Here is a 25,934-nt window from a genome sequence, read left to right on the forward strand (position 1 = left end):
TGAGGTGAGTCGATATGCTTATACCAATAGGTATTAACCTGCGTCTTGCTTTTGCCTAAGCTGTCTTGCTCGCTCTAGCTTATATTGTGCAAAGAAAATACTATCCATTTCACTTGTTTGCGGATCGATAAAATAAGCAACATCGCTTCGGTGTGGTTCAGGTGAAAAGTGTTTGCCGTCTTCCCAGTAGAGCACAGCGTGTTTTACTAATTCCCCCAGATAGGTGTGATCCCACGCATAGTGACAAAAGCCATGGTGCTCCCCCAAGTTAGGAGAGTATTTTTTTTCAATATGCGCCATTTGCCCAGTATTTTTGTAATCCGCAAATTGTTTAGCATCTTGCTCAGCAGATTGGGGATCGGTGAAATAGGCAATATCACGCCGAGGGGGTAAGGCTTGTGGCAATCCAAATTTGTCCGTTACGCCACTGCACTTTACGACGATCCACTGCACAAAATGTGCTCCGATAATATGGTCCCATTTTAACGCAACGTACATATAACCTCCTTATGAACATCATTTATCAATTATTGCAAAGAGCTGATCATACTCGGCTAAGTTTAGCCACTTCTATTGATCTTACTAGTACAAGTTCAGTTGCCTTTAATTCAGATCAAAAAGTTTTTCAAACTATAAAAAAGCGTTACAAGGTATTACAGAAATGCGCTTTGTCGCTTATTTTTGCCGATTTAGCGCTAACTTTAGCAAACGTGAATTTCACCTTACTGGCACTTTTTTTACATCCCACTACAATGCAGAAAAAGCAAGATTGGAATATACCAAATGAACGTGACACGCGGTTCGCTAAAAAATCCAGCGAGTGTAATTGTCATCTTGGTGTTGATTGTTTTATTTGGGCTGTTAAGTATATTTAAACTGCCCATTCAGTTGACGCCAGATATTGAGCAACCACAGATCACGATTTTCTCGGGATGGCGCCAAGCCGCTCCAGAAGAAATAGAATCTGTAATCATCGAACCGCTAGAAAATGCGGTCAAAAACACACCCGGCGCACTTGAAGTTAATACCAACATCAATCGTGGTAACGGCTCTATTACGCTAACATTTGCGGTGGGTGCAAATATGCAACAAGCAATGCTAGATGTGCTAACAAGCTTAAATCAGGCTCCGCCGTTGCCACTTGATGCGCTAGACCCAGTCGTATTCGCCGGCGGTAATAACGGTGAAGCTGCAGCCACTTTGCTGGTCACACCTAAAGACTATCAATCAAATAGTCTCGACTTTGATATGGCGCAGTTTCAAAAGCAAATCGACGAGTTTATTGAACCAAGACTTGCACGTATTCCCGGCGTGGCACGTGTCGATCTCGCGAGTGAGCGGCCAAAAGAGCTGCGTATTACTTTCGACCCGCACAAAGCCGCCGCGCTTGGTATTAGTTTAGATCAAATCAGTAATGTACTTGCGAGCTCTCGCGATACCTCTGGAGGTCTTGCCAACGTTGGACGTCGTCAATATACCGTACGATTCACCGGCCAATACGACCTTTCCAGTATGGCCCAAATGCGTGTCGGCTATTCAGGAGACAGGCCAATCTACTTAGGTGATATCGCAAGTGTGGAACGCACCTTCTCAGACCGTTTGGGCATGAGTGGCCGCAATGGTAAACCAGCCTACTATATTCGGATCTCACGGGCTAACGAGGCAAATACCGTTGCCTTACTTGATGAAATCAACCTTGCAATTGATGAATTAAACCAAGGGCCGCTGGCTGAGAACGGCTTATCGATTGAGCTCAGCTTTGATGCCTCCGTCCACATTCGTAATGCACTTTCTTTAGTAAAAAGTAATTTAGGCCTTGGGGTACTCTTATCTTGTTTAATCCTGTGGCTATTTTTTAGAGGCTTGAAAGCAACTTTGGTGATTGCAGCTACAATCCCCATTTCATTGATGGTCGCCTTTCTCGCACTGAATATCTTTGACCGTAGTCTGAATGTGATCTCGTTGGCGGGGTTGGCATTTGCAGTGGGCCTTGTACTAGACGCCGCTATCATAGTTCAAGAGAATATCTCACGCTTAAGAGCAGAAGGATTCGATAACAAAAAAGCCGCCTTAAAAGGCGCAGTACAAGTGACCGGAGCATTATTTGCTTCGACAACCACCAGCGTCGCCATCTTTTTACCGATTCTCTTTATGGCGGGTACTGAGGGACAACTATTCTCCGATTTAGCACTGACACTCTCTATTGCCGTTATTGCGTCAATGTTGTGTGCAATTACCCTTATTCCACTGGCAAACCATTTGTGGCCAGACTCTGAACTAAAACCAGATCCTTACCATCAATACTGGCAAAAACTCACCAATTTCATCATGAAGTTAACCAATAATAGAGTAAAGCAACTTACTTGGATTGGCGTATTACTGGGTGGCTCGGTAGTTGCAACCTTGACCATGCTGCCAAAAACTGACTTTATGCCAAGAGCCCCCACCGACGGCTTTTTCTTTAACCTAGTGACACCACCTGGTGGCAATGTGCAGTTTATGGAAGAAGAACTACTGCTGCGCGTGAAAAAGCGCTTAATGCCCTATTACCAAGGCGAAAAAGAGCCAGGTATTAAAGACTTTAATTTCTATGCGTTTGGTTCTAATGCTGGCGGTTTTATCTATTCAGCCGACCCTCAACGTGTTGAAGAACTGATGAAAGTAGCCAGAGAAGAAATCTTTGTTGACCTTCCCGATACACAAGTGTTTTTCTTTCGCGGCTCCATGATCCAAGTCGCCAATGGCGGCGATGGTCGCGATATTAATATTGACCTTACAGGTCCCAATATGGACGACTTAATCTCAGCTGCTCAAGTGGCTTTGCAGGCAGTACAAACGGCGCTACCAGAGGCAACTGCCAGACCTCAGCCACGATTGGATATGGCAGAGCCAGAGCTTAGATTAACGCCTAACGATCGCAGGATCACCCAAGCGGGATTAACGCGTCGAGATGTATCTCAAGCGGTACAAGCTTATACCGGTGGATTATTCGTCAATGAGTATTTTGATGGTAACGAGCGTATGAACGTTATTCTTCGTGGTATCCCTTGGCAAAGCCCTGAGGAACTAAAAGCCTTGCCTATCGTAACACCTCAGTCAGGAATTCAAACTCTCGGCGAGTTGGCAAATATAGAACGTACAGTTGGCCCGACGCAACTGCGGCGTGTGAACGGTCGCCGTACGGTCAGCATTGTTGTCACGCCTCCGGCTGATATGAGCCTGCAGCAAGTGCAAACCATCTTGAGTGAACAGGTAATGCCAAAAGTGCGCGCAAGCCTACCAGCCAGTGCGGGTGCTATTTTAGCGGGGAATGCGCAAAAGATGAATTCCGCAATGGAAGAAATGGCGTTGAATTTTGTCCTCGCGTTGTTCATTTTGTTTTTGTTGATGACCGCGCTGTTTAAGTCTGCCAAAGACAGCGCCTTGGTATTATTAGTGATGCCACTGGCTATCGCAGGTGGCGTGCTGGCTCTGTATATCTTAAACCTCTTTACCTTCCAGTCCTTGGATTTACTGACCATGATAGGTTTTATCATCTTGCTTGGGCTGGTCGTTAATAATGCCATTTTGCTAGTGGATCAGACTCGCGTTGCGATGGCATCGGGCATGAACCGTGAAGCATCGGTCAGACAAGCGGTGTTACTAAGAGCAAGACCCGTTTACTTGAGTACCTTGACCAGCCTGTTTGGCATGCTGCCACTCATGCTCATGCCAGGCGTCGGCTCAGAAATCTACCGCGGCCTTGCGACCGTCATCGTCGGTGGCATGGCTATCAGTGCATTATTTACCTTAGTGTTGATGCCGAGTTTATTGCAACTTGGGCGGCAAACTCCGCCATCCGAAACAAACAAATCAACGGCCAAAGCCCCGCTCAGCCTAGTTGCCAATCAGTGAGTAGTGAGAACAGAATGAAAAACCCAATAAAACAGACACTTCAGGCCCTAGCACTGTGTGCTGGGATCATTGCACCACAAGCCGTTGCCGTGGTGCCAGTCACCGTCGCTGAAGTGACAAAAGCCCCTCTCACGAGCGAAATTGAAGTTAGTGGCACACTGTATGGGAAAGACGATGTGACGCTGACCGCAGGGGTTAGTGGCCGTTTATTATACGTAGCAGAACCCGGTACCAGTGTCGCGAAAGACGAAATCTTAGTGCGGATGGACACGCTCCCGCTGGAACTCGATAAGGCCCGCCAAGCCGAATTATTAAATCGAGCCAAGATCAATTTACGCTTATATCAACAAGAATTGACTCGATTAAAAAAGCTCGCAAAAACCAGCAGTGCGGCAGAGAGCCAAGTCGATGAAATGCAAAATAAACATGACCTAGCGCTGTCAGATATCGCCTTAGCAGAAGTCGAACTTAAGGTTATTGACGATAAGTTGTCCCGCGCAACGGTCCGTGCTCCATTTGATGGTGTTATCAGTGAACGTTTTAAACGCGCAGGGCGAGAAATAAATCGCGCCGATGAACTGCTCACCATATTAGATATCCATCATCTTGAGGTTCGCTTATATGTGCCCGTTAAATACTTAAAGTTTTTGCAAAAAGGCATAGCGCTGCCAATCCGTTCTGGTGACTTATCGCAGCCAGATAATACGTCAGCAAAAGTCACAGCGGTGATCCCCTCAACCGATCCGCGCTCACAAACCGTTGAAGTGCGTGCAGCACTGGCAGCAGATCAGACCCATAGGTGGGCAATTGGACAATTAGTTGATGTGGCAGTGCCGCTCACCAGCAAACAAGCCGTACTGCTGGTTGACCGTGATGCCTTGATATTACGCAAGCAAGGCACCCATATCGTCAAAATAGATAAGCAAAATAAAGCCGAACAAATTCCTGTCACCGTCGGCAATGGCAAAGGCCAATGGGTTGAAATTACTCCCCGTACCAAAGATACCTTACATGCAGGTGATAAAGTCGCCGTTCGCGGCGCAGAGCGCCTACAAACCGGACAAGACGTAGAGGTGACAAACCCTTAATAACAATCAGTTACTAGCCCAATGAGCTCACTCATGGACGAGCGGCTCATTTTTAAAAGCATCACAGCTTCCGAAAGTAGTTGAATTAATTTTTCACAGCTTTGCGCCTACCATTTTTTAGCTGCTTGGGTAAGGTCAACAAAAACTCCACCCCTTTATCATCTGAATATGCCTTAATACTGCCCTGAAGCACATGGCTCACACTGTTAAATACAATGGTTAAGCCAAGTCCTAATTGCGCCGCTAGATTTGTACTAAAAAAGGGATTAAACACTTGCTCTGTATTATGATCAGGCAGGCCTCGGCCATTATCTTTATAGCTTAGCTGCCATGCATCATCGTATTCATTCACACGGATGGTAATTAGAGGTTGGTCTTCTACATGATTGTCGATAAATCCATGTTGCACTGAGTTGTGCATAAACTCCTTCAATACCTCAAGCAAGATATTGGGATAGGTTTGTACCTCAAGGCTATCGTTATCCAACATTAACTTAGCGTTTGGCGCTGTGCGGATCAGCATCTCACGAATGTGCAAATTTAAAAAGTCTGATAATTCTATCGTTTTAAGTTCTGCACTACCAATTGAGGTATTAATTGCTTTAAACCGCTCGACTGTGGCATTGAGGCGATTGGCACTACGGTCAACAATATCTGATGCCACTAAAGCATCTCCTATAAAGTGATTAAGTTGACTAGGCGACAGCGTTTTTTGTTCAAATTTGTCTTGAACGTCGCGTAGCGAGCCATTAAGGGATGAGTTTGCGGTGATCACTAAACCTATTGGTGTATTGAGATGATGCGCCATCCCCGAAACCAATCCAGCTAGTGACGACATTTTCTCCGCTTCAACGAGCATTTCTTGCGTGTTTGTTAACTCTTTTAATGTGGCCCGTAGCTTGCCATTTCGACGTCGAATTATTTGGATCACTAAGATAGTTGATACGGCATAAATCAACATAAATATGATAATACTCAACAGCCACTTTTGTTGTGCGCTTGCCTCTGCAGCTTGAACCGCCTGCACTCGTTTAAGCGACTCTATTTCTAGCTCTTTTTCAACCATTTCAAGTTCGTAAGAAGCACGAGATAAGGTAATATTGCGCTGCTGAGCATAGATCTCTCGCTCCACTTGGCTTAACTCCTGTGTTAAAGCCAGTGCGTGTTTGCTGTCCCCCTGAAGCTCGGCTATTTTCGCTAACACCGACAAAGCGCGTACCTGTTTATTTTTAGTGTTTGTTTGCTTCGCAGCTTCCAACACTTCTTCAGCCAGCTTTTTAGCTTCCGTGATATCTCCTTGTTTGATATCCAAGGTAATTAAATCGAGCTTAACGTCATTGACTTCGCGAACATTACCAAGCCGTTGAAAAGTCATGATGGCTTTCCTGAAATAGGCCGATGCAGCACCCTGTTGACCTCTAGCAAGCGCGACTTTTCCTCGAAACTGTGACGAATACGCTAGATGGTAGTCAGACTTGCTACTCTTTTGAATTTGCTGTGCTTTATCAATAAACTTTGTAGCATTATCGTATTCACTTTTAGCTATGTAGACTTTAGCAATGTTGTTATAAAGCAATGATAATGACAGCTCATCTTTGTTTGAATTCAGAAAGTGCAGGTACTCGTTATAGTAATCTAACGCGACATCATATTGGCCGAGCAAAAAATAAACGTCAGCAATATTACTTTTTGTTTGGTATACCATGTCGTCGCCTCGTTGCTCCGCAACAATCAATGCATCCTTGTACTGCACCAAAGCAAGCTCATACAGTCCTAGTTTAGAATAAACTCCCCCCGACAAATTATAGTAAGCATAAATCAGTGATTTATCTTGAGCGCCACTTATCAGTCGCTTGATTTCATTTATCGTGCGCATAGCAGCCGAAAATTGATTCAGCTCCATTTGAAACCAAGCTTTGTAATTCAGGATTTTGATTTTTTGATCTGCGCTCAAACGGCTAGTATTTAAGGCTTGTTCAGTGAGTTGAAGCGCAACTTTAGGGTCAACGGTATATTGCTCTCTAATTTGCAGCCGAAGAGACTCAAAATCCTCTTCATTCAGTTCTGCTTGAACGCAAAACGGACACAAAAGCAGCAGAAACACTGCAAACTTAAACATGTATTTACCTTTACTAATAATAAAGAACTACAAACATACAGTAATTCATTTTTATTTCGAATAAAAGAACAATCAGATCCGAGCTGTTTGTCTTTATTCCTTCATATTGCATGTATCTATCGGTGTAATCTCCCTTTTTGATCTATCGTAAAACCAGTTAAACTAGCGCTATCTAAGAGTTAGGGGGTGTTATGAAACGAACCAAATTAGTGAATCAATTAACGGAATTACTGAAGCCATTTCAAATTAACGATTACTGTCCAAATGGTCTGCAAGTGGAAGGAACAGACGAAATCCAAAAAATCGTCACGGGTGTTACCGCAAGCCAAGCTTTAATTGATGCCGCTATTGAACGAGGTGCAGATGCCATTTTGGTTCACCACGGCTATTTTTGGAAAGGGGAAGATCAATGTGTCACTGGCATGAAAAAGCGCCGCCTACAAGCCCTGCTTGCTAATGACATCAACTTAATCGCTTACCACCTTCCACTGGATGTTCATCCTGAACTCGGGAATAACGCACAGCTCGGTAAGTTACTTGGGCTTGAATATGAAAGGCCGCTTGAACCTTGGAATAAAAATAGCGTAGCGGTAAAAGGTAAATTAACGACGCCAATGACTGCTGTTGATTTTGCCGCTTTAGTTGAAGAAAAACTCGGTAGAAAACCGCTCTTAAATGTTGCAGGCGATCACCCAATCAGCACCATCGCTTGGTGTACCGGTGGCGGGCAAAGCTTTATTGATCTCGCGGCAAGCCAAGGCATTGATGCCTACCTAACGGGTGAAGCATCAGAGCAAACCATTCATTCATCAAACGAACAACAGATCCACTTTATCGCAGCGGGACATCATGCCACAGAGCGTTACGGCGCGAAGGCACTTGGTGAATATTTGGCTGCGCAATATGGTTTGGATGTTGAATTCATTGATATCGACAACCCGGTTTAACCGTTTGGTGTGATCTCGCATATGGCTAGAAAAAAGCAGCAGCAAAAACCAGCACCGACAGATAGAAACTTTGCTGAACTAACGCACAAGTTTAAAAACAATATCTATGGCACCAATAAAGGTAAAATCAGAGAAGCGGTGCTCAAGCGTGACTTAAGCGCACAAGTTGACTGGCTAACGCAATCAAGTGGCAAACGCATATTAGATGTTGGCGGCGGACAAGGGCAATTGGCGCTCTATTTAGCTTCGCTAGGCCACCATGTCACTGTGATTGATATTTCAGAAGAGATGCTTGAACTTGCCAAAACGCGCGCGCATGAAGCTGGACTAAATGACCAGCTTCATTTTATCCACGCGCCCCTGCAAGCGCTCGATACGCTGAACTTAGGACAATTCGACTTAGTATTGTGCCATGCGGTGCTTGAATGGCTGGTTGAGCAACAAAGTGCGCTTATGCTGCTAAAGTCGCAGCTAAGCGAAACTGGCTTGCTTTCGCTAATGTATTTCAACCATGAGGCGCATCTGATGGCCAATATGGTGTACGGTAACTTCGACTATGTGCAAAAAGGCCTTAAGGTAAAACAAAAAGTAGGTCTCAGTCCCAATAAACCAATTAGCCAAACTAATATGGCAACTTGGCTTGATAAAGCAAAACTCAGCGTTATGCAAAAAACCGGTGTTCGCTGTTTTCATGACTACTTAAGGGAGTTGAATAAGGCGGATGAAGGTTTTGATGCTTTGCTCGCCTTAGAGCTTAAATACAATCGTAAAGAGCCCTATGCGTCTCTAGGTCGTTACACCCACTTGATGTTAAAGCAAGCGTAAGTACAGCACTGCTTACGCTTCTTCCGCTCTTAGGGTTAACACCTCAACACCGTCATCTGTTACCAGCACAGTATGCTCCCACTGCGCCGATAGCTTTTTATCTCGGGTTACTACAGTCCAGCCATCTTTTTTGGTTTTAATTTTTGCGCTTCCCTGATTGATCATCGGCTCAATGGTAAAGGTCATCCCAGGCTTTAGCGTCATCCCGGTATTTGCTTTGCCATAGTGCAATACATTTGGCGCTTCATGCATTTCTCTACCGATCCCATGACCACAATACTCGCGTACCACACTGTAACCTGCTTTTTCCGCCACTTGTTGTACAGCCGCACCGATATCCCCAAGTTTTGCTCCCGGTTTAACCATTTTTATCCCAGCCCACATCGCTTGATAAGTCGTTGCCACTAACTTTTTGGCTGGGAGTAATGCGTCTGGCATCACGTACATTTTGCTGGAGTCGCTGATAAAGCCATTTTTCTCAAGCGTAATATCGATGTTTACAATATCTGAAGACTTTAAGATTTGTGATTTACTCGGCACACCATGGCACACAACCTCGTTTACAGAGCTATTGAGGACGAACTGATAACCATATTGACCAAGGCTGGCAGGACGCGCTTTAAGCTCATCAACAATAAAGTTGTGCACTTTATCATTAATCTCTAGCGTAGAAATTCCGGGTTCAATCCAACTATCAATGTAGTCAAACACCTGCGTAAGCAATCGTCCACTTTCGCGCATCAATTGGATCTCATCAGCGGTTTTGAAGGTAACCTCTTGCATCTCAATTTCCTTTTGGCTGTTGTGACTTCACTCGCGACATCTCTGCCGTAATGATCTCTGTAAATGTAAGCGTTGGATTGCGCTCGGCAAGTCGCCCAATTTTAATCCAGAACTCAGCCTGTGAATTGATTGAGCGCGACATCACAGTGCTCGCTTCACGGATCTCATCGTGTAGTTCATCTGAAATTTTTACGATACCCATTTATATAAACCATATACATATCATATATGCTTTATATAATAACGGAGTTGCGGAACAATGCAAAATCTAATGCCAATTTGCTTATTATTTTGAAGCAAAAAAATTTAAGGCAAAAAAATGCACCGCCTCGGCGGTGCACTCCGTATTTTAAGCTTAAGTCACCCAAGCTTAGGTTGACTCACTAAAAGCTATAGCGCATCCCTAATTGCCAATTGAACGGTTCGCCGTGCATTACATAGCCGTCCCAAGATGAAATACTGTTGTAGTAACTTTCATCCAGTAGGTTGTTGAAGTTAAGCGACACACTAAGCTGTTCACTCACTTCATATCTTGCCATTAAATTAAGTAACGCTCCGGAAGATTGTGTGATCTTATACGCCTCGCTACCGCCGCCCGGCAATGGCCTTTGTGGTATTGCATAAAAGCTACCTTGCCAATTAATTCCAAGCCCCGCAGTCAAGCCGTCAACAAACTCGCTAAAGTCATAGGTTGTATACAGGTTTATGAGCTCTTTGGGCTGATCCGTTAACAGCTCTTTGCCATCTTTTGATTCAGTTTTGTGTTTTGATAGCCCTAAGCTGATATTCCACTGCTCATTGATAGAGCCCGTAAATTCAACTTCAAAGCCTTCTGTCGTATCGCCTTCACCGCGCTGAATATATGGCCTATTGCCCTGCGGAGTTAGATAGCTGTCTGGGTAGTTTGGATCGACAATCGCAAGCCCATTTTCAACATTACGATACACCGCCGCCGTAAAGTTCAAGGTGTCATCAAGTAACTCACCTTTTACCCCGAGCTCATAGCTTTCGCCGGTGCTTGGGTCGAGCATTTTATCATTGATATCAAAGTAGGCTTGCGGCTGAAATGCCTCTGTGTAGCTTGCGTAAACACTATATTGCTCATTAATATCAACCACGAGCCCGGCATAAGGCGTAACTTCTGTATCCACCTTTTCATGATAGCGGTTACGAAGAAAGTTACCGTTATTAGGATCATAGAGGTCAATATCGTACTCCCAATTGGTGATCCTAGCGCCAACAATAAGCTTAACATCATCATGCGGGTTAATACGCACGGCCACAAATCCACCATTAGAGTCTGTTACCGTCAAACTATCACGGCCTAAATCTTTAAACGGATAGCGCGGCACATCACCTGTCCAATCGTGAAAATTTAATCCTTCCAATGAAATCGCGGTTTGGTCTGCTTCATTGCCAAATGAGGTACGCTCTCGCTTGAATTGGTTGTAGCTGAAAATAACATCGTGCGTACGACCAAATAGCTCTACTGGGCCTTGGAGTGACAAGTCTATTGTCTTTTGTTCATCTTCGGAGCTACTTATTACAGCACTGTAACCGAATCCATTATCGCTGCTGCCATCAGGGTTGATAGGCCCATCTGGATAGACGAAAAACAGCTGCCCACCTTGCATCTCAATAGTATTGTAAGTCGCGATGGCATGGAGTTGCCAATCGTTTTCAAACGCGTGATCAAGCCCAACAAAATAGGTGTACTCTTCGATTGGCCAGCTACTCCATTTTGCCGTCATCCCAGTGTCACCACGGCGTCCCTGATAGCGACTACCATCAGCATAAAAGTAAGGCTGAGAGTGGCTATTTATCGCCCCTTTTGAAGCGGTATCAGCATATTCCACACCGAGTCGTAATAAGGTGTAGTCGGTCAGATCTGCCTCAATAGTAGAGTAGATTGACGTCTTCTCTTGGCTATAACGCTCAATATAAGAATCTCTTTCATAATGTGCAGCAACAAAGCGGCCGCGAATACTGCCTTCTTGGTTTAACCCGCTCGCCACATCCACCTCTGCGCGGTAATTATCCCAACTACCAGCCGAAACCGCCACACTGCCCTTAAACTCATCGCTTGTTGCACGTTTTCTTACTAAGTTTACGGTGGCGGTTGGGTCACCAACGCCAGTTAATAAACCATTTGAACCACGTACAATCTCCACGCGCTCATAAGCAACCGCATCCCCGTTTACATTCGGTCTTCGGCCACCAGGAAACTGTTGCACACCATCTATTTGGATTAAATTGACATCACCGCCACGTACAGAAAAACGTGTCCTATCGAGACTGGCCCCCCGCTTTGCATAAAAGCCCGTTGCATGTTCCAAGATCTCATCAATGTTAACCGTTTGCCAATCTTGCATCATTTGATTAGTGATAACGGTCACCGCTTGAGGCGTTTCACGCTGTGATAAAATCATTTTTAATGCTGCTTTGTTCGCGGACTCAGTGTAATTTTTTACACTCGTGCCAGTCACATAAATATGCTCTAGTTCTTGAGCCCTGCCATCACCCGCGGCATCAGCAGCTAGCGTATCATCAGCGGCATGTGCATTGCCATGTAGTGAGAACAGCACAAAAGTGGCGCAAAGAGAGAGTTTTAAAGAATTGTTTCGTGTACGTGGAGATGAAGAGCGCATCGTTTTTCCCTAAATTAACTTCATTTTGAAAACGATAGTGATTATCATTTATATTAATAGTTCTTTCAAGTCCCTTTTTTAGTGATATGAAGTTATTTTAAGCGCTATTCAAACGTACCAGCGACCAAACCCTATTGAGCTTTGCCGTTTACCTTTTGTTTTTACCCTCTACTATTTACTCAAAAAGTAGGGAACCCCTACTTTTCCACCACAGGTAAAGACTCCGCCAGCCACTTATTCATATCACCTTCTAGGTGTTTTAAGGTGTAACCTTTTGGCGCTAGTGCTTTAATGAAGATGCCAGCCCTACGCCCTGAGCGGCAGTACACTACGAGTGGTGTATCAGTCAATTTAGTCAGCTCTTCCTGATGCATTTCAATCTCATTAAAAGGAATGTTTATTGCCCCTTTGATATGTCCTGCGGCAAACTCTTCAGGGCTTCGTACGTCCACTATGGTGTAAGCGTCTGCAGACATTTGATTTACCATCAGTGCTTGCTGTGTGATCGTTTCCGATTGGGCATAGCAAATACTGCTAACAAACCACATAAAGCTAATAATCAGTTTTCTCATTCTTTAGTCTCCTTTTTGTATAATCCATCAAATACTATTTGCCACTCATCAGCCCCTTGCTTACTCTGCCAAACTTGACGTACCGTACCATCTGGATTCGCAGTCCATGTTATCTTATCCGTCACCTTAATACCTGCTGCATTTTTCCTATCCCCTTGTAATACCATTTTCCCTTCATGAAACTCACCATCCAACTGTAACAACAGCCCACTATTATCCACCCAAGTTTGATGCCAACGATGAGTGGAAGCATCATAAATATTTATACTCTCACCACGATACCCAAGTTCAGTGGTATAACTTTCTTTAATAACACAGCCATCATACTCACGGGTAATACGATTATGTCCAGACTCAAGGCCTCCTACGCTCGTTACCGACCAATCTCCAAGCCAAAAATCAAACTGTCTAAATACCTGGCCTTCACATTTAGCTACGCTCTTGCAGCTAAAAAACAAAATACTAATAACCAACCATACCTTCATTTCACTGACTCCTTATAACCAACCTTGTTAGCTTAGCGGGGATTAACCAAACAGCTAAAGAAATCAGGAAATACTCCGATACAGTTAGAAATAGAGATAACAAGGATAACGTTATGGAAATTCAAACGAAGCTACATCACTTTGCCGACGCACTAAACGCAAACAACGACACATCCACTGCCACAAGTAACTCCACAGAAGAAACGGAAGAAAAACCAGCAAATGAAACCATACTGACTGAGTTTATGGATAAAAAGGCAAAGAAATACAAAGGTAACAACCCTAATTTTAAGCAACAATATGAAATGTTAGAACAGTCTGAAGCCCTAATGAAAGAGCAAATCCAACATTTACAACAGCTTATTAGCGAGTTAAAAAAGACACCTCTGCAGCGGGCCATAAAATTATCCACAGTAAGTGATATTGATGTCCCAACGACACAAGAAGATACCCTGAGATATGAACATACCGGCGCAAAACAGTACCGCGATAATGAAACAGAAAAAGAAATCGAGATTTTAACCCAACAACTTGATGAGCTTAAATCACAGCATGCTGATATAAAGCAACAGATGATCCAAATGGTACTTGATGAAATGACTAGGCAACGAGATAAAAGGTATGAAGTCTAAATAGTCCTAGCGCCTCTATTACTTTATAACGACTTAACTAAATCAATATTATGCAGATTTCTACAACTAAAATTTAGGTGAATTTTAATTCACTTAGGCTACATACCTCAACTTTGTCCTTCAACGCTATTTATAAGTCTCCATAACGTAAAGGTTTTGAACAAAAAAGTAAGTGATGTGGCAAAGTTAAAAACCGGACATTTTTTAGAAAAGAAAATCACAAAAAGAGGATAAAAAACCACACCACCTTTCAGCTAAAAAATCACAAATCTAAAACACAAAATATAATCAACAAATAATACAAACTGCAAACATTAGCAAAGAACATTTAATTATTAATATCACCTGCTTTTCAAATACAATACCGCCCCTTTAAATATCAATCATCATCCATGGATTCATTGAGCTTCAATAATGCAGTTAAAAAAACTATCTATTTCTAACCAAATAACGTTAAGTTTCACCTTACTTTTTGTCATTTTCATTGGAGTTGGCTTGATGAGCTACCAAGGAATGAAAGAAGTAAACGCCAATCTGAACGACATAGTCAGAACCAGTATTCCATCGATGGAAACCATCAAAGACATTAAAATTGACTTAGCAACGATACGTAAAGATGAGTTTAGTACTGCATTAAACCCTGAAGACTCAGAGGTACAAAACTGGCTCGCTATATTAAGAGATCTGAAGAAGTCATTAAATGACAAGATAGCATTTTATCAATCATTACCGGTCAGCACAGAAGAAAAAGCGTTATTCGACGCATTTATTAAAGCTTGGCAGCGATACGTCAATGCGACCTATCATTATGAAAGCCTTATCTTAAGTGGCAACGCAAAAGAAGCAAATCGTATTATTTTGGATAGCTACCCCCTGTTTGCCAACGCCATGTCTGAGCTTAGTGAACTGGAAGCACTAAATGATAGCAGTGTTGAAAATTCTGAGCGCTCGGCTATATCAGCCGTTAATAGCACCCTATTTACTTTAGCGATTTCTGGATTACTCGTTGCAATAACCATAGTCATTATTTGTATGCTGTTGAGTAAAGCGATTAAGACACCGCTTGCTTTATCCGTGGATCTTGCGAGTAAAATCGCCCGTGGTGAGCTAAATCATGCGATTACACTTGAAGATACAGGCAAGAACGAGCTCGGTTTATTGACCCAATCTTTAGAAAAAATGCGTTCACAGTTACACGCCTTGATCACCATGATCAATGACTCAGCCATTCAATTAACTGCAGCGGTAGAAGAAGTAAATGCTATTTCTTACCAAAATGCCCAAGGCATGAATGTACAACAAAATGAGCTGCAATCCGTCGCATCCGCGATGACACAAATGCAAGCTGCGATTAGTGAAGTAGCTAAAAGTACAGAAATGGGCGCTGAGTCAGCAAATCAGGCAAGTGAAAAAGCCAGAGAAGGCAGCGACGCACTTAAATCAAATATTAATCATATTTCAGACGTTGCACAAACAGTCACATCTGCAGGCGAGCTTGCCAATAATCTCGAGAAAAACTCACACAACATTAATGTGGTTGTTGACGTAATCAGAGAGATCGCGGAACAAACGAATCTATTGGCATTAAATGCCGCCATTGAAGCCGCTCGTGCAGGCGCGCAAGGTCGTGGTTTTGCCGTTGTTGCGGATGAAGTTCGCTCACTGGCCCAACGCACCCAAGATTCAACCACGCAAATTGTTGAAATCGTCAACGACCTACAAACCAAGTCGAAGGAAACTGGCGTGGCAACCAAAAGCTGTGAACAAGGTATTGCACTTTGTGTTGAGCAATCGGAAGTCGCTGGCAATATGATCCATCAAATTGAATCTCAAATTGATAGCATCGCAGCCATGAGTACACAGATCGCGTCAGCTTGTCATCAGCAATCAGTGGTTTCAGAGGAGCTGAACAAAAATATCGAGACTATCAATTACTCAGCCGTTGAAATGACCGAAGGTGCCAACCAAACCGCGACGGCGTGTAATGAAATGAGTAAACTTGCCCATGACTTAAAGTCACAAGTCGACAAGTTTACGCTCTAAGATAACCCGACGAAATTAATAGCGCTTAGGCTTAGCTAGGCGCTATATAATTGAAACACTCTATCATCAGAAAACTATGCTCGGTAACAGACATAGCAAAAGTTGACTGCTGCGCTCACTTCAAGGTTGATTCTACAAACCTCTTAGCCGCTTCATGGCTACTATCTAATTGCAATAACTGCCGATAAGTAACACGTGCATTGGTTTTATCTCCTTTAATTAGATACGCCTCAGCAAGACTGTCATAGGTATTCACGCTTTTTGGGTGTGCCGTAACATTCAATTTGAAAAATTCAATTGCGGCGTCGTAATAACCGACTTCCAATAATTGATACCCAAAGCGATTTAGCTGGCGCTCACTCAGCCCCTTCCCTTCGCGAACCTGTTGTTGATAGTTTTTAATCGCAACTTCAACGCCGTCAGATAGAATCGTTGCAAAAAGCAGCCGATATGGACTTAACTTAGGCGCTGCTACAGCCCTACCTGCAAGGATTTCAAGTATGCCATCAACCATCTGTGTCAATGGCGCACCACCTGTATTATCCAGCAAAATAATAACCGTTTTGTCCTCCAATACTCTTGCAATCTTAGCCCCAAACCCTGGGATTCCACCGGCATGGTGAATCAGCGTTTTAGTTTGACTGGCATCTTCTTTGTTGGTGATTTCCCAGCCAAACCCGTAATTTCTATGTTTAGAGGGGGTAAATAACAATGTCTTGGTCTCAGGCGTTAATAGTTTATCTGTGTATAATGCACGGTCCCACTTATACATATCTAGCACCGTTGAATACATTGCACCCGCGGAAAAAGGCACAGTCATGTCAATAAAATCGGCATGTTTGAACCCCTTTAACGTGGTATCGTAACCACTGGCTAAGCCTTTAATTACCTGCTCATCATCGGCAAATCCAGTTTCTTTCATATCTAACGGTACTAATATTTGCTTTTCAAGTAGTTGCCAGTAACTTTGTCCACTCACAAGCTCAAGGATACGTCCAAGTATAGTGTAACCGGCATTGCTGTAACGAAACGCAGAGCCCGGCTCAAACAACAAGTCTCCTGAGCAGAAATGGTCGATAAACTCATCATGGTTATAAGGGTTGTGACTCTGCACTTGGCGAAATTCGGGGTGTTGAAACACATCAGGTAGACCTGATGTGTGATTAAGTAATTGTCTTATGGTAATTTGGTCTCCCGTATCCTTTCGGTATTTAGGTAAATAACTGGAAATATTAGCATCAAGCTCAATCTTTCCTTTCTCAACCTGTTGTAATACCAAAAGCGCGGTAAACTGTTTGGTCACTGATGCTAGCTTAAATTTAGTATTGGGCTGATTTGCTATTTGCCACTCTACGTTGGCAAACCCATAACCTTGTTGCAGTAACACCTCAGATCCTCGAGCAACCAAAGCGGCACCATCAAACTCTTTAATTTGGTGATACTGCGCGATATAGTCATCTAGTTGTTTTTGCAGTTGAGTCGTCGCCTGAGCAGGCATAGAAAACAAGCATAAAAATAACAGTAAATGGGGTAATGCTTTCATGTAAATCCTTGTTTATTGTTATGACGAGTCTTACTCTACGTATCTAATGTTGGCTTGCCAGTGTGCTTTGGTGACATTGCGTGACAGAACAGTTAAAAGCTTTTAAATCAATAAAATAAAAAATACAGGATTGATGACTTGCAGTATCAGTTGAATCAAAAATGGGACTTTGATGTATCTTCTCGCACCATCAGTCATCGCGACGTGTCTCATGTACTGACACCGCTCGCGCATAGATTGTTGCTGAACCTGATTGAGCATGCACCTCACCTTGTGAGCCACCAGCAATTAGAACAACAAGTTTGGCTTGGTCGAGTCGTGACTCATGATGCGATTAAAAAACAAATAGCAAGGCTACGAAAGCTCCTTGAAGATGATGCCAATAAACCAGAATATATCGTGTCTGAACGCAGCTTCGGATACCGTTTTAGCGCAACCGTTAATATGATAAATCATGAAGCGCAAGCGCCAGCAGTAAAACGATTTACTACTCTAGCCGGCGGAAGTATCGGCTTAATTCTGGTGTCTGCAATCTGTATATATCACTCCCCTTTTACCTCACCATTTTCTTCAACAAACTCGGACGCAACATTGAGCATCGCCCAGCAACACTTTACCCAACAAACTTTAGAAGATAATTTGCGGGCGATAGCGCTGTATCAGCAAAGCATCACAACATCGCAAGATGTAGATGAGAATTATAAGGGCTTGAGTCGAGCATTATTGAGCGACTACAACTTATATAATCAGGTTGCAGACGCGCTGACGAAAAGCCGGATCAATACAGAAAAAGCGCTGGACTTAACACCTGATAGTCCATCAGCAAATCTGCTTTTGGCTCAAGCACAGACGCTTCAAGGGCATTACCATCAAGCACAAAAACTTCTAAATGACACCATAGCAAATACACCTAATTGGCCTTTGTTAAAGTCACACCTAGCCGAGACCTATCTCTTGCAAGGCAATACCATTGATGCATACCCGCTAGCACGCCAAGCTTATGAGGCTTCTCCCACCGAACCCAAGGTAGTTGCTAGCTACCTCCACTGCCTGCGCAAAATGTATATGGCCAACTGGTTTAGCAAGGTACTTGTCAATGCCAGCCCTGAAGTAAAGGGCTCTCCTTGGATACAACTAGAACACATCCAGTTTTTGCAGCAACAAGCGCGGCACGAACAAGCCATCCAACAACTTAACTTATTAGCCAAAGCCGCACCAAATTCCCAGACATTAAACTGGTTCACAGCCCTTTCTTATCTAAGTAACAATCATCATGATAAAGCGACCGATGTTTTAGCGCTGACTGTTGAAAAGCACGGTAAATACGCATTATTCAGTCAATTATACTTGTCACTCCTCACTGCTAAGCATCAATCAATAAGTAAATACACCAATGATATTGCCAACCAGATAAAGGCCGGCAACCAAGACCCTGAATTAGTCTTTAGCCTCGGTCTCATCAGCCTTTACCATCAGCAAAATGACAAGGCTCAGGACTATTTCAAACAGGCTATTCAACTGGGATTTAGTGACGAGTTTAGGTTTAAAGCATTACCCTTCAATATCACGGCAGATCAAGCTCATTTTTTAGATAGCATTGTTGAGCAGCTTACTCTGACTAACTTAAAGAAAAGAATAAAGCGCACACCAAAGTAGTCACTGTGCGCTGTATACCAATAAGTTAATTAGCAGGTCTTAGCGTTTCGATTACCTGAGCATCAACCCAAAAAATATCAGCATCTCGTGAAGGTGTGGTACGGTTAAAGAACAAATATTTACCATCGGGCGTGACACTCGCTGACGCCTCCCGCGCACTGGTATTCACTTTGTCTCCCAAATTAATCGCTTCGCCCCAACTACCGTCTTTCAAGCGGAAGCTAATATAAAGATCCGAGTTACCAAACCCTGAATCTCGAACCCCGTCCCATATAATGTAAGAATCATCGGGCGCGATAAATGGATGTGCATTATAAAGGCCAGTGTTAATTTCAGGACCTAATTTAACCGGTCGTTGGCGCTGACCGTTTTTCACCTCAGAGATCCTAATAACATCGCCACTTTTATAATCGTCAAACACATACGTACCACTCGCAGATGCACTTAACCGCATGATCCCCCAGCTTTCTTTATCAAACATAGGGCCTAGACTTTTGGCTTCAGACCAGCTCCCCTCTTGACGTGTCATAACATATTTACCCATATGCATGGTCACGCCATCTGGTGCTAATAATGGCCTGCCAACTCTTGGACCAACAACCGTATCATGCCACTGTTCACCTCGCTGCTTGTATGCAATTAAACTCCAACGGTTCACGTTCAGATCCTTTCGCGTAAAATAAAAGGTTTTCATGTCCGGGGAGAAAAACGCATTGTGATCTCTGTGCTCTGTTGACACCGTGCCAAGCGCAAATACTTGAGGTGTGTCCCCAGGAGGTGTTTGGCCAAGATAAGGACCGGATCTAAGCTGCGCGAAACTCTTAGCAGACATTGATATCATCAACAGCGCTAAACCAATGTTTATTTTCATTTTTATTACTCACTTTCTTCGGTTAGAGATTATTTTTTTGAGAGTGGGTAAGGTAACAATTTCAGCAAAATTCTCTTGAATTTCTGATGATTTATTAATGACCTTTATCTGATTTCTACCGTTTTCCTTTGCGTTTAAGCTCTTCTAACCGCTCTCGCTCCGCCAAAATCATCTTTAACATCTGGATGCGAAGCTCCGCTTCTTGCTGTTTAAATTCAGAGAGCTGCTCTTCAAGCACTTCCACTTCATCCACTTTTGTTTGGTCACGGTACTTTTTACTGCCTACGTGTTCGATTAAAGCTTGCTGCTCATCATTAGTCGCGTCTGGGTGTTGTTCGACTTTTAGAAAGCGCTGCTCTTGGGATTGCATCAGTTTATTAATTCTTTCTTGGAGTTTACGAATTTGCGCTTGAATAAGGTCCATTGCCTTTTCTAAGTTTTCATAATCCTCTTTAAATACAGGGTTATCTTCCTTATAACCAGCTGCTTCATCATCAAGCTCTTTGGAGAGCATCGCGGGCACCTCTGGCTTTTCTTCCGCATCGCTTGGTGATTTCGTTTTTAGCTGGTTGGAAGCAACTTGAGCCGAGCCTTGTGATTTCAATTCAGTCTGTTGCTTTAGCGGTGGTAAGCCACCTTGATGTATTTGAATATCCATTTTCACTCCTTGGGATAGATACTGTTTGCTATACATATCGGAAAAACTGGATAAAACTTAATTAAATTTACGTTGTGCGTTCCTAATTTCGTTTCCGCTGTCTTCAAACTGACATCAACTCGCGACCAATTTGTCATAAATACCAGCAAAAATACTCGATAAGCTAACTCGGCTAGGAAGTATGTTGGTATAGCCTCTTTTTTCGCGGGAGCGTTATGGAAAACAAGCAAATTGCGGTAGTAACTGGTGCCTTCGGTGGTATTGGTTCTGCTATTACGAAAACACTCATTGAAAAAGATTTTTTTGTTGTCGCGATAGCAAGCGAAAGGCGTAATGAGGCCGACTTTGATCTCTGGCTTAACACGCTACAAATCAATCCAGCGGCAGTAAAACCTCTATTCTTGGATGTGACTAATGCTGAGCAGTGCCACACAGCGATGACTCAGGTCCTACAAGAATTTGGTAATATCGATTTACTCGTAAACAACGCCGGGATCACACGCGACTCAGCGTTTAAAAAAATGACCCACGTGCAATGGAGCGAGGTGATCAACACCAATCTAAATTCCCTTTTTAATATGACCAACCCGGTCTTTGCTTCAATGTGCGCTAATAAGCAAGGTCGTATCGTTAATATCTCTAGCGTTAATGGCCTAAAAGGTCAATTTGGGCAGGCAAATTATTCCGCTGCGAAAGCGGGCATGATTGGCTTTACTAAGGCGCTAGCCTATGAAGGTGCGAGAAGCGGTGTCACCGTCAATGCAGTAGCACCAGGCTACACAGAAACGCCTATGGTGAGCGCCATGCGTGAAGACGTATTAAATAGCATAAAAGCACAAGTACCGATGCAGCGTTTAGCCACGCCTGACGAAGTTGCAGCTGCAGTTGCTTACTTAGCATCAAAAGAAGCCGGTTACATTACTGGCGAAACCCTGTCGCTCAATGGCGGCCTATACATGCAATAACCTAAGTACCACTGAGGGAGCGAGCTGTACCTGATGTTCGGTGGTGCCAACTATTCACTATCATCCATTGTGTTAACTTAATCGATAACAAGGAAAAGACCATGTACAGCGATTTATTCAAAACATTCAACGAACAAACTGAGCAATTCTTTGCACCAGCGGTACAGTTTAACCAAATCGTGGCAAAAAACATCGAAGCACTATCTAAAATTCAGCTGCACTCGGCTGAACAGATCACTAAAACATCCATTGAGCAGCTAAAGCAAGCGACTGAAATCAAAGATGCAAAATCTATGATGGATTTTAACGCAAGTCAGTTGAACGCGTTAAACGCACTAAGCCAACAGATGATCCAAGATGATCAAAAGCTTTCTCAGTTAGGTCAAGAATTTAAAGACAGCTTAGAATCTCTTGGTAAAGAAACGCTAAAAACAGCGAAAGCGCAATAACCTGCAATTTTGGGCGGCTTAGGTCGCCTTACCCGTTCAAACAACACAAAGGATCTACCTGTATGGGCACTCAAGAAAATATTGAGCAAGGGTTAACTGCGTGGTGGCAATATAACCAAGAATTGTGGCAGCTCGCAGCGACAAATTTTGGTAAAGAGAATCCATTACAAAATGCATTAAATGAGCAAAACCAAGCCGACTTACAAAGTTGGCTCAGTGCACTCAATCAGCAACCAGAAACCTTTATTAAACAGCAAAATGCGTGGTGGCAAACTCAGTTTGCAATTTTTCAAAACAGTTTTATGCCACAAACGATTGATGAGAAAGAAGACATTATTAGCCCTGAGCGTGGAGACAAACGCTTTATAGACCCAGATTGGCAGGACAATCCTTGGTTTAACTACCTTAAACAAAGCTATCTTTGGTTTGGACAATCACTACAAAACACCATTGAAAATACCCCAGGTCTCGACCCAAAACTTAAAGAGCGATTAGCGTTTTTTGCAAGACAGTCCGTTAATTCAGTATCGCCGAGCAACTTTGTTTCAACCAACCCTGAATTACTCAAGCTGACGCTAGAAAGTAACGGGCAGAACCTATTCGATGGACTGGCGCGCTTAAAAAAAGATTTAGCCAAAAGTACTGAAATGCTCCGAGTCAGCATGACCAATGAAAATGCGTATACACTTGGAGAAGACCTAGCTTGTACACCGGGAAGAGTGGTATTCCAAAACCACTTGTTTGAATTGATCCAATATCATCCGACTACGGAGCAAGTACACAAGACTCCCCTGCTTATCGTGCCGCCATTTGTTAATAAATACTATATTTTGGACTTGAGAGCAGATAACTCGATGGTTAAATGGGCACTTGAACAGGGCTATACTGTGTTAATGATGTCATGGAAAAACCCAGATCCAAGCATGGCAAATATTGCGTTTGAAGACTATGTCGTCGACGGTGTGTTATGTGCTTTAGAGCAAACTGAAAAGCAAACAGGCGAAACCCAAATCCATTCTGTGGGTTATTGTATCGGCGGTACTCTACTCACTACGTGTATGGCCTATATTGCTGCTAAGCGCATCAAACAAAGAGTAAAAAGTGCAACCTTGCTAACTACGATTTTAGATTTCTCGCAGCCTGGAGAACTTGGCGCATTTATCAATGAGCCCACCATTAATGCGCTAGAGCAGTATAATAATCAAAATGGCGTGATGTCTGGGCACTTGCTCGGTACTTCTTTTAGTATGCTGAGAGAAAACAGCTTGTATTGGAATTACTTCGTCAATAACTACCTCAAAGGCAAAGCGCCCGCCGACTTAGATTTACTCTACTGGAATAGTGATAGCACGAACCTAACAGCGGCCTGCCACAACTTTATTTTACGAGACTTATATCTCAATAATCAGCTTATTGAAGACAAATCTGTCAGTATTCGTGGCACTAAAATTGACCTCAGTAAAGTAAAGCAGCCAGTCTACTTTCTCTCTACCCGTGACGATCATATTGCGCTGTGGCAAGGCACTTTTGAGGGGGCCAAAAGACTCAGCAGCCCGCTCACCTTTGTGCTCGGTGAGTCTGGTCATATTGCTGGTGTGGTTAACCCGCCAAATGCAAACAAATATGGTTATTGGTTTGATGGACAAGACCAAGAAAACCCCGCTGAGTGGCTTGCCTCGGCAAAGCATGAAAGCGGGTCATGGTGGTCCCATTGGGCACAGTGGTTACATCAAATAAACCCAGAGCAAGTCCCAGCTCGTGCTGCACAAAATGATGAACAACCGGGGATTTACGATGCCCCCGGAGAATACGTCAAACAGAGTATTTAAGAAACTTACAATCAAATCAATTAGAGGCAAGAAATCTTGCTTCTAATATTTCCCGTTATTGACACATTCTATACATTCGGTCAGTCTAGGACGCAAAAATATAGGGAAATAACATGATTGGATTTCTTATACTTGTTGCGGCGTTCGTAGCCTTTGTTGGCGTATTACAATATCAAAAAGTAAAAACGACGGCACGTAGACGTAGTTTTATTCAAGATTACAATCTCACACATTTAAGGCCCAAACTCAGCCACCATTACCCTGAGCTTACCAATGAGCAACTGACACAGGTTGAGCTAGGCCTTAAGCAGTTTTTTCAAGCGAACTTATTGCTCGAAGATCAATCCTTGGCTATGCCCTCTCTGGTTGTCGATGCGCTGTGGCATGAATTTATTTTACATACACAAGAGTATCATTCCTTTTGCTACCAGGCCTTTGACCGTTTCTTACACCATTGTCCATCTGAGGCAATGAAAGGGAAAAACAAAGCTCAACTCAGTTTGCGTAAAACATGGAGAGCCTGCTGTAGCATCGAAGGAATATCTCCGCGAAGACCAGCTACTTTACCTATATTATTCGCACTGGATGCCTTACTTAACATCCCAAATGGCTATTACTACTCGGCAACTGATTTTCGAGAGCCCATTGCCAAAGGCGACTCCAGCAGCACAACCTATGCCGGGCACATCGGGTGTACGTCAATGGACAGTGGCGACAGCAGCACTTCCTCAAGCTCTTCAAACTCAAGTTGTAGTAGTGATTCAAGTTGCGGTAGCGGCTGTAGTAGTTAAACACAAAGTATTTCTAGGATGCGGCCTTTTACATTCGTTAACGTTAAGGCCTTATATTGGCGCCAAAGATTAGCTACTATTTGTACCGGTTTAACTAGTTTTCTTTTGGTGATCCGGTGCCTATTTTCAACAAACATTACAGCCTGCTATTTTCAGCCTTACTGATGTCGGGATGCCACCAGCTGGGCGAAGGTCAATCTTTGTGGAGAATAGCTTCAGAAGGCATCATTTTTGATGGTCAGCTGCAAACGCACCTGTCAGCTCCCTCAATTCAATGTGAACAGTGTGAAGTCAAACGTCAGACCGATATGCGCCCTTCCGGTCCTGCGGATTACACATTGGTGTCGGAAAACCACAAACTCAAAGCGATTTGGGGTAAAAGTAGCAATGCCGCTTTATATATTCCAAATAACGCAGGAAGAACCTTAATAAACTTGGCTCCGGATACAGAAACTGGTGTCTGGATAATGGATTTAGATAGCACACCAAAACCGCTCAAGGTGGGTAAGGTGAATTATGTGATGCTTGGCGCTGACACTTACCAAGTAGTGATCAGCCCAAATTCACAGCGCACAAACTTCGAGTACGCCGTACTTGTGAAATAGCTTTTATTGCGCTTCTAAAATCGTTACTGAGTCCGGTTTGAGCCTAACTAGATTCATTCCCTCAGTGACTTTGCTTGCATCAAACACTTCACCGTTTTCATGTGCTCTATGAGCCAAATAACGCTTCGTTTTCTCAATGTCTAACTCGAACTGCTCAAGTATTCCAGTCGCATAGGCTTGCTTTCCAATGGCGGACATTGGAAAAACCATATCGCCATCCCGTACCTTTACGTTTATTTCCTCGCCGTTATCTACTTTCAGTGTCATCCAACAACCACGCTTTTTACACACCTTGACCACCTCACCCGACAGCGTGATCTGACTCCCCACAAACTGCTCAGTATTTTTCAATACGTCTTTGCCCGCAACGAGCTTACTCATGTCTGCACCACCGCCAAACTGAGTATCACTTGCATAAGATATAGTACTAAGCAATGCCAACATCAGCAGCAACCTATTTTGTAATTTCATAAAACCTCCTTCTCAAAAATTACAGCCAGTATAAACAAATATGCCGACTTAAAGTCGGCA

Annotated in this window: 23 protein-coding genes; 12 read left to right on the plus strand and 11 right to left on the minus strand. The window is 43.4% G+C overall.

All coding sequences use genetic code 11. From position 1 onward, the window contains the following. Positions 1-33: 33 nt before the first annotated feature. Positions 34-498, minus strand: coding sequence for a hypothetical protein (locus PPIS_RS09310; protein WP_010375813.1), 465 nt, complete (start codon positions 496-498; stop codon positions 34-36). Between the two features lie 285 nt (positions 499-783). Here PPIS_RS09310 and PPIS_RS09315 point away from each other — a divergent pair, with 285 nt between their 5' ends. Both PPIS_RS09315 and PPIS_RS09320 read left to right on the plus strand, forming a co-directional pair. After that, the gene (locus PPIS_RS09315) at positions 784-3,894 is read left to right on the plus strand and encodes an efflux RND transporter permease subunit (RefSeq protein WP_010375816.1); all 3,111 of its coding nucleotides are present in this window, start codon (positions 784-786) and stop codon (positions 3,892-3,894) included. Positions 3,895-3,908: 14 nt separating this feature from the next. Beyond that, the gene (locus PPIS_RS09320; protein WP_010375818.1) at positions 3,909-4,982 is read left to right on the plus strand and encodes an efflux RND transporter periplasmic adaptor subunit; all 1,074 of its coding nucleotides are present in this window, start codon (positions 3,909-3,911) and stop codon (positions 4,980-4,982) included. Positions 4,983-5,067: 85 nt separating this feature from the next. Here the strand turns inward: PPIS_RS09320 and PPIS_RS09325 are convergent, their stop codons facing one another. Next, positions 5,068-7,101, minus strand: a complete 2,034-nt coding sequence (locus PPIS_RS09325) for a tetratricopeptide repeat-containing sensor histidine kinase (RefSeq protein WP_010375819.1) — start codon at positions 7,099-7,101, stop codon at positions 5,068-5,070. A gap of 191 nt (positions 7,102-7,292) precedes the next feature. Here PPIS_RS09325 and PPIS_RS09330 point away from each other — a divergent pair, with 191 nt between their 5' ends. Beyond that, positions 7,293-8,048: a Nif3-like dinuclear metal center hexameric protein gene (locus PPIS_RS09330; RefSeq protein WP_010375821.1), complete on the plus strand. Its 756-nt coding sequence runs from the start codon at positions 7,293-7,295 to the stop codon at positions 8,046-8,048. Between the two features lie 21 nt (positions 8,049-8,069). After that, complete coding sequence (locus tag PPIS_RS09335) at positions 8,070-8,873, plus strand: methyltransferase domain-containing protein (protein ID WP_010375822.1); 804 nt, start codon at positions 8,070-8,072, stop codon at positions 8,871-8,873. A gap of 12 nt (positions 8,874-8,885) precedes the next feature. Here the strand turns inward: PPIS_RS09335 and map are convergent, their stop codons facing one another. From map to PPIS_RS09360, 5 genes are all read right to left on the minus strand, one after another. After that, positions 8,886-9,656: a type I methionyl aminopeptidase gene (gene map / locus PPIS_RS09340; protein ID WP_010375825.1), complete on the minus strand. Its 771-nt coding sequence runs from the start codon at positions 9,654-9,656 to the stop codon at positions 8,886-8,888. Position 9,657: 1 nt separating this feature from the next. Further along, positions 9,658-9,858 (minus strand): ParD-like family protein, encoded by a 201-nt coding sequence (locus PPIS_RS09345; protein WP_010375827.1) that lies wholly within the window; start codon positions 9,856-9,858, stop codon positions 9,658-9,660. Positions 9,859-10,039: 181 nt separating this feature from the next. Then, positions 10,040-12,304 carry a TonB-dependent siderophore receptor gene (locus PPIS_RS09350; RefSeq protein WP_010375829.1) on the minus strand — a complete coding sequence of 755 codons (2,265 nt, stop codon included), beginning with the start codon at positions 12,302-12,304 and terminating at the stop codon, positions 10,040-10,042. A 197-nt stretch (positions 12,305-12,501) separates the two neighbouring features. Continuing rightward, positions 12,502-12,876: a rhodanese-like domain-containing protein gene (locus tag PPIS_RS09355; RefSeq protein WP_010375831.1), complete on the minus strand. Its 375-nt coding sequence runs from the start codon at positions 12,874-12,876 to the stop codon at positions 12,502-12,504. Then, complete coding sequence (locus tag PPIS_RS09360) at positions 12,873-13,361, minus strand: hypothetical protein (protein ID WP_010375833.1); 489 nt, start codon at positions 13,359-13,361, stop codon at positions 12,873-12,875. Before PPIS_RS09360 ends, PPIS_RS09355 begins: the two co-directional genes overlap by 4 nt. A 113-nt stretch (positions 13,362-13,474) precedes the next feature. Between PPIS_RS09360 and PPIS_RS09365 the strand changes: the two genes are divergently transcribed. Together PPIS_RS09365 and PPIS_RS09370 are read left to right on the plus strand one after the other, a co-directional pair. Further along, positions 13,475-13,993 carry a hypothetical protein gene (locus PPIS_RS09365; RefSeq protein ID WP_010375836.1) on the plus strand — a complete coding sequence of 173 codons (519 nt, stop codon included), beginning with the start codon at positions 13,475-13,477 and terminating at the stop codon, positions 13,991-13,993. 414 nt (positions 13,994-14,407) lie between these two features. Continuing rightward, complete coding sequence (locus tag PPIS_RS09370; protein ID WP_010375838.1) at positions 14,408-16,036, plus strand: methyl-accepting chemotaxis protein; 1,629 nt, start codon at positions 14,408-14,410, stop codon at positions 16,034-16,036. Between the two features lie 115 nt (positions 16,037-16,151). Here the strand turns inward: PPIS_RS09370 and PPIS_RS09375 are convergent, their stop codons facing one another. After that, positions 16,152-17,579, minus strand: a complete 1,428-nt coding sequence (locus tag PPIS_RS09375) for a serine hydrolase domain-containing protein (protein ID WP_010375840.1) — start codon at positions 17,577-17,579, stop codon at positions 16,152-16,154. Between the two features lie 138 nt (positions 17,580-17,717). Between PPIS_RS09375 and PPIS_RS09380 the strand changes: the two genes are divergently transcribed. Further along, positions 17,718-19,235: a winged helix-turn-helix domain-containing protein gene (locus tag PPIS_RS09380; protein ID WP_010375842.1), complete on the plus strand. Its 1,518-nt coding sequence runs from the start codon at positions 17,718-17,720 to the stop codon at positions 19,233-19,235. A 25-nt stretch (positions 19,236-19,260) separates the two neighbouring features. On the opposite strand, the gene PPIS_RS09385 is transcribed toward PPIS_RS09380, so the two are convergent. After that, positions 19,261-20,106: a TolB-like translocation protein gene (locus PPIS_RS09385; protein ID WP_010375845.1), complete on the minus strand. Its 846-nt coding sequence runs from the start codon at positions 20,104-20,106 to the stop codon at positions 19,261-19,263. Between the two features lie 115 nt (positions 20,107-20,221). After that, positions 20,222-20,764 (minus strand): hypothetical protein, encoded by a 543-nt coding sequence (locus PPIS_RS09390; protein ID WP_010375848.1) that lies wholly within the window; start codon positions 20,762-20,764, stop codon positions 20,222-20,224. A gap of 215 nt (positions 20,765-20,979) precedes the next feature. Between PPIS_RS09390 and PPIS_RS09400 the strand changes: the two genes are divergently transcribed. The 5 genes from PPIS_RS09400 (at position 20,980) to PPIS_RS09420 (ending at position 25,403) form a co-directional block, all read left to right on the plus strand. Next, positions 20,980-21,729 carry an SDR family oxidoreductase gene (locus tag PPIS_RS09400; RefSeq protein ID WP_010375851.1) on the plus strand — a complete coding sequence of 250 codons (750 nt, stop codon included), beginning with the start codon at positions 20,980-20,982 and terminating at the stop codon, positions 21,727-21,729. Positions 21,730-21,830: 101 nt separating this feature from the next. Next, positions 21,831-22,178, plus strand: coding sequence for a phasin family protein (locus PPIS_RS09405; RefSeq protein WP_010375853.1), 348 nt, complete (start codon positions 21,831-21,833; stop codon positions 22,176-22,178). 62 nt (positions 22,179-22,240) lie between these two features. Then, complete coding sequence (gene phaC / locus PPIS_RS09410) at positions 22,241-24,007, plus strand: class I poly(R)-hydroxyalkanoic acid synthase (protein ID WP_010375854.1); 1,767 nt, start codon at positions 22,241-22,243, stop codon at positions 24,005-24,007. Between the two features lie 113 nt (positions 24,008-24,120). Further along, on the plus strand, positions 24,121-24,798 hold the full coding sequence (locus tag PPIS_RS09415; protein WP_010375857.1) for a glycine-rich domain-containing protein: 678 nt from the start codon (positions 24,121-24,123) through the stop codon (positions 24,796-24,798). Between the two features lie 116 nt (positions 24,799-24,914). After that, a complete protein-coding gene (locus PPIS_RS09420) occupies positions 24,915-25,403 on the plus strand; it encodes a hypothetical protein (RefSeq protein ID WP_010375861.1) in 489 nt (162 codons plus the stop codon). Positions 25,404-25,406: 3 nt separating this feature from the next. Here PPIS_RS09420 and PPIS_RS09425 read toward each other — a convergent pair whose 3' ends face one another. Then, entirely contained in the window at positions 25,407-25,874 is a 468-nt protein-coding gene (locus PPIS_RS09425) for a DUF4920 domain-containing protein (RefSeq protein ID WP_010375863.1), read from the minus strand. Positions 25,875-25,934 lie beyond the last annotated feature (60 nt).

The organism is Pseudoalteromonas piscicida (assembly GCF_000238315.3).
Lineage (GTDB): Bacteria > Pseudomonadota > Gammaproteobacteria > Enterobacterales > Alteromonadaceae > Pseudoalteromonas > Pseudoalteromonas piscicida.

What these genes read in the sequence shown, in the direction of transcription:
- PPIS_RS09330 (WP_010375821.1), top strand. Translation starts at nt 7,293, where the DNA reads ATGAAACGAACCAAATTAGTGAATCAATTAACGGAATTACTGAAGCCA.
- PPIS_RS09310 (WP_010375813.1), bottom strand. Translation starts at nt 498, where the DNA reads ATGTACGTTGCGTTAAAATGGGACCATATTATCGGAGCACATTTTGTG.
- map (WP_010375825.1), bottom strand. Translation starts at nt 9,656, where the DNA reads ATGCAAGAGGTTACCTTCAAAACCGCTGATGAGATCCAATTGATGCGC.
- PPIS_RS09390 (WP_010375848.1), bottom strand. Translation starts at nt 20,764, where the DNA reads ATGGATATTCAAATACATCAAGGTGGCTTACCACCGCTAAAGCAACAG.
- PPIS_RS09355 (WP_010375831.1), bottom strand. Translation starts at nt 12,876, where the DNA reads ATGAGAAAACTGATTATTAGCTTTATGTGGTTTGTTAGCAGTATTTGC.
- phaC (WP_010375854.1), top strand. Translation starts at nt 22,241, where the DNA reads ATGGGCACTCAAGAAAATATTGAGCAAGGGTTAACTGCGTGGTGGCAA.
- PPIS_RS09425 (WP_010375863.1), bottom strand. Translation starts at nt 25,874, where the DNA reads ATGAAATTACAAAATAGGTTGCTGCTGATGTTGGCATTGCTTAGTACT.
- PPIS_RS09315 (WP_010375816.1), top strand. Translation starts at nt 784, where the DNA reads ATGAACGTGACACGCGGTTCGCTAAAAAATCCAGCGAGTGTAATTGTC.
- PPIS_RS09360 (WP_010375833.1), bottom strand. Translation starts at nt 13,361, where the DNA reads ATGAAGGTATGGTTGGTTATTAGTATTTTGTTTTTTAGCTGCAAGAGC.
- PPIS_RS09375 (WP_010375840.1), bottom strand. Translation starts at nt 17,579, where the DNA reads ATGAAAGCATTACCCCATTTACTGTTATTTTTATGCTTGTTTTCTATG.
- PPIS_RS09345 (WP_010375827.1), bottom strand. Translation starts at nt 9,858, where the DNA reads ATGGGTATCGTAAAAATTTCAGATGAACTACACGATGAGATCCGTGAA.
- PPIS_RS09335 (WP_010375822.1), top strand. Translation starts at nt 8,070, where the DNA reads ATGGCTAGAAAAAAGCAGCAGCAAAAACCAGCACCGACAGATAGAAAC.
- PPIS_RS09370 (WP_010375838.1), top strand. Translation starts at nt 14,408, where the DNA reads ATGCAGTTAAAAAAACTATCTATTTCTAACCAAATAACGTTAAGTTTC.
- PPIS_RS09365 (WP_010375836.1), top strand. Translation starts at nt 13,475, where the DNA reads ATGGAAATTCAAACGAAGCTACATCACTTTGCCGACGCACTAAACGCA.
- PPIS_RS09325 (WP_010375819.1), bottom strand. Translation starts at nt 7,101, where the DNA reads ATGTTTAAGTTTGCAGTGTTTCTGCTGCTTTTGTGTCCGTTTTGCGTT.
- PPIS_RS09385 (WP_010375845.1), bottom strand. Translation starts at nt 20,106, where the DNA reads ATGAAAATAAACATTGGTTTAGCGCTGTTGATGATATCAATGTCTGCT.
- PPIS_RS09350 (WP_010375829.1), bottom strand. Translation starts at nt 12,304, where the DNA reads ATGCGCTCTTCATCTCCACGTACACGAAACAATTCTTTAAAACTCTCT.
- PPIS_RS09405 (WP_010375853.1), top strand. Translation starts at nt 21,831, where the DNA reads ATGTACAGCGATTTATTCAAAACATTCAACGAACAAACTGAGCAATTC.
- PPIS_RS09400 (WP_010375851.1), top strand. Translation starts at nt 20,980, where the DNA reads ATGGAAAACAAGCAAATTGCGGTAGTAACTGGTGCCTTCGGTGGTATT.
- PPIS_RS09415 (WP_010375857.1), top strand. Translation starts at nt 24,121, where the DNA reads ATGATTGGATTTCTTATACTTGTTGCGGCGTTCGTAGCCTTTGTTGGC.
- PPIS_RS09320 (WP_010375818.1), top strand. Translation starts at nt 3,909, where the DNA reads ATGAAAAACCCAATAAAACAGACACTTCAGGCCCTAGCACTGTGTGCT.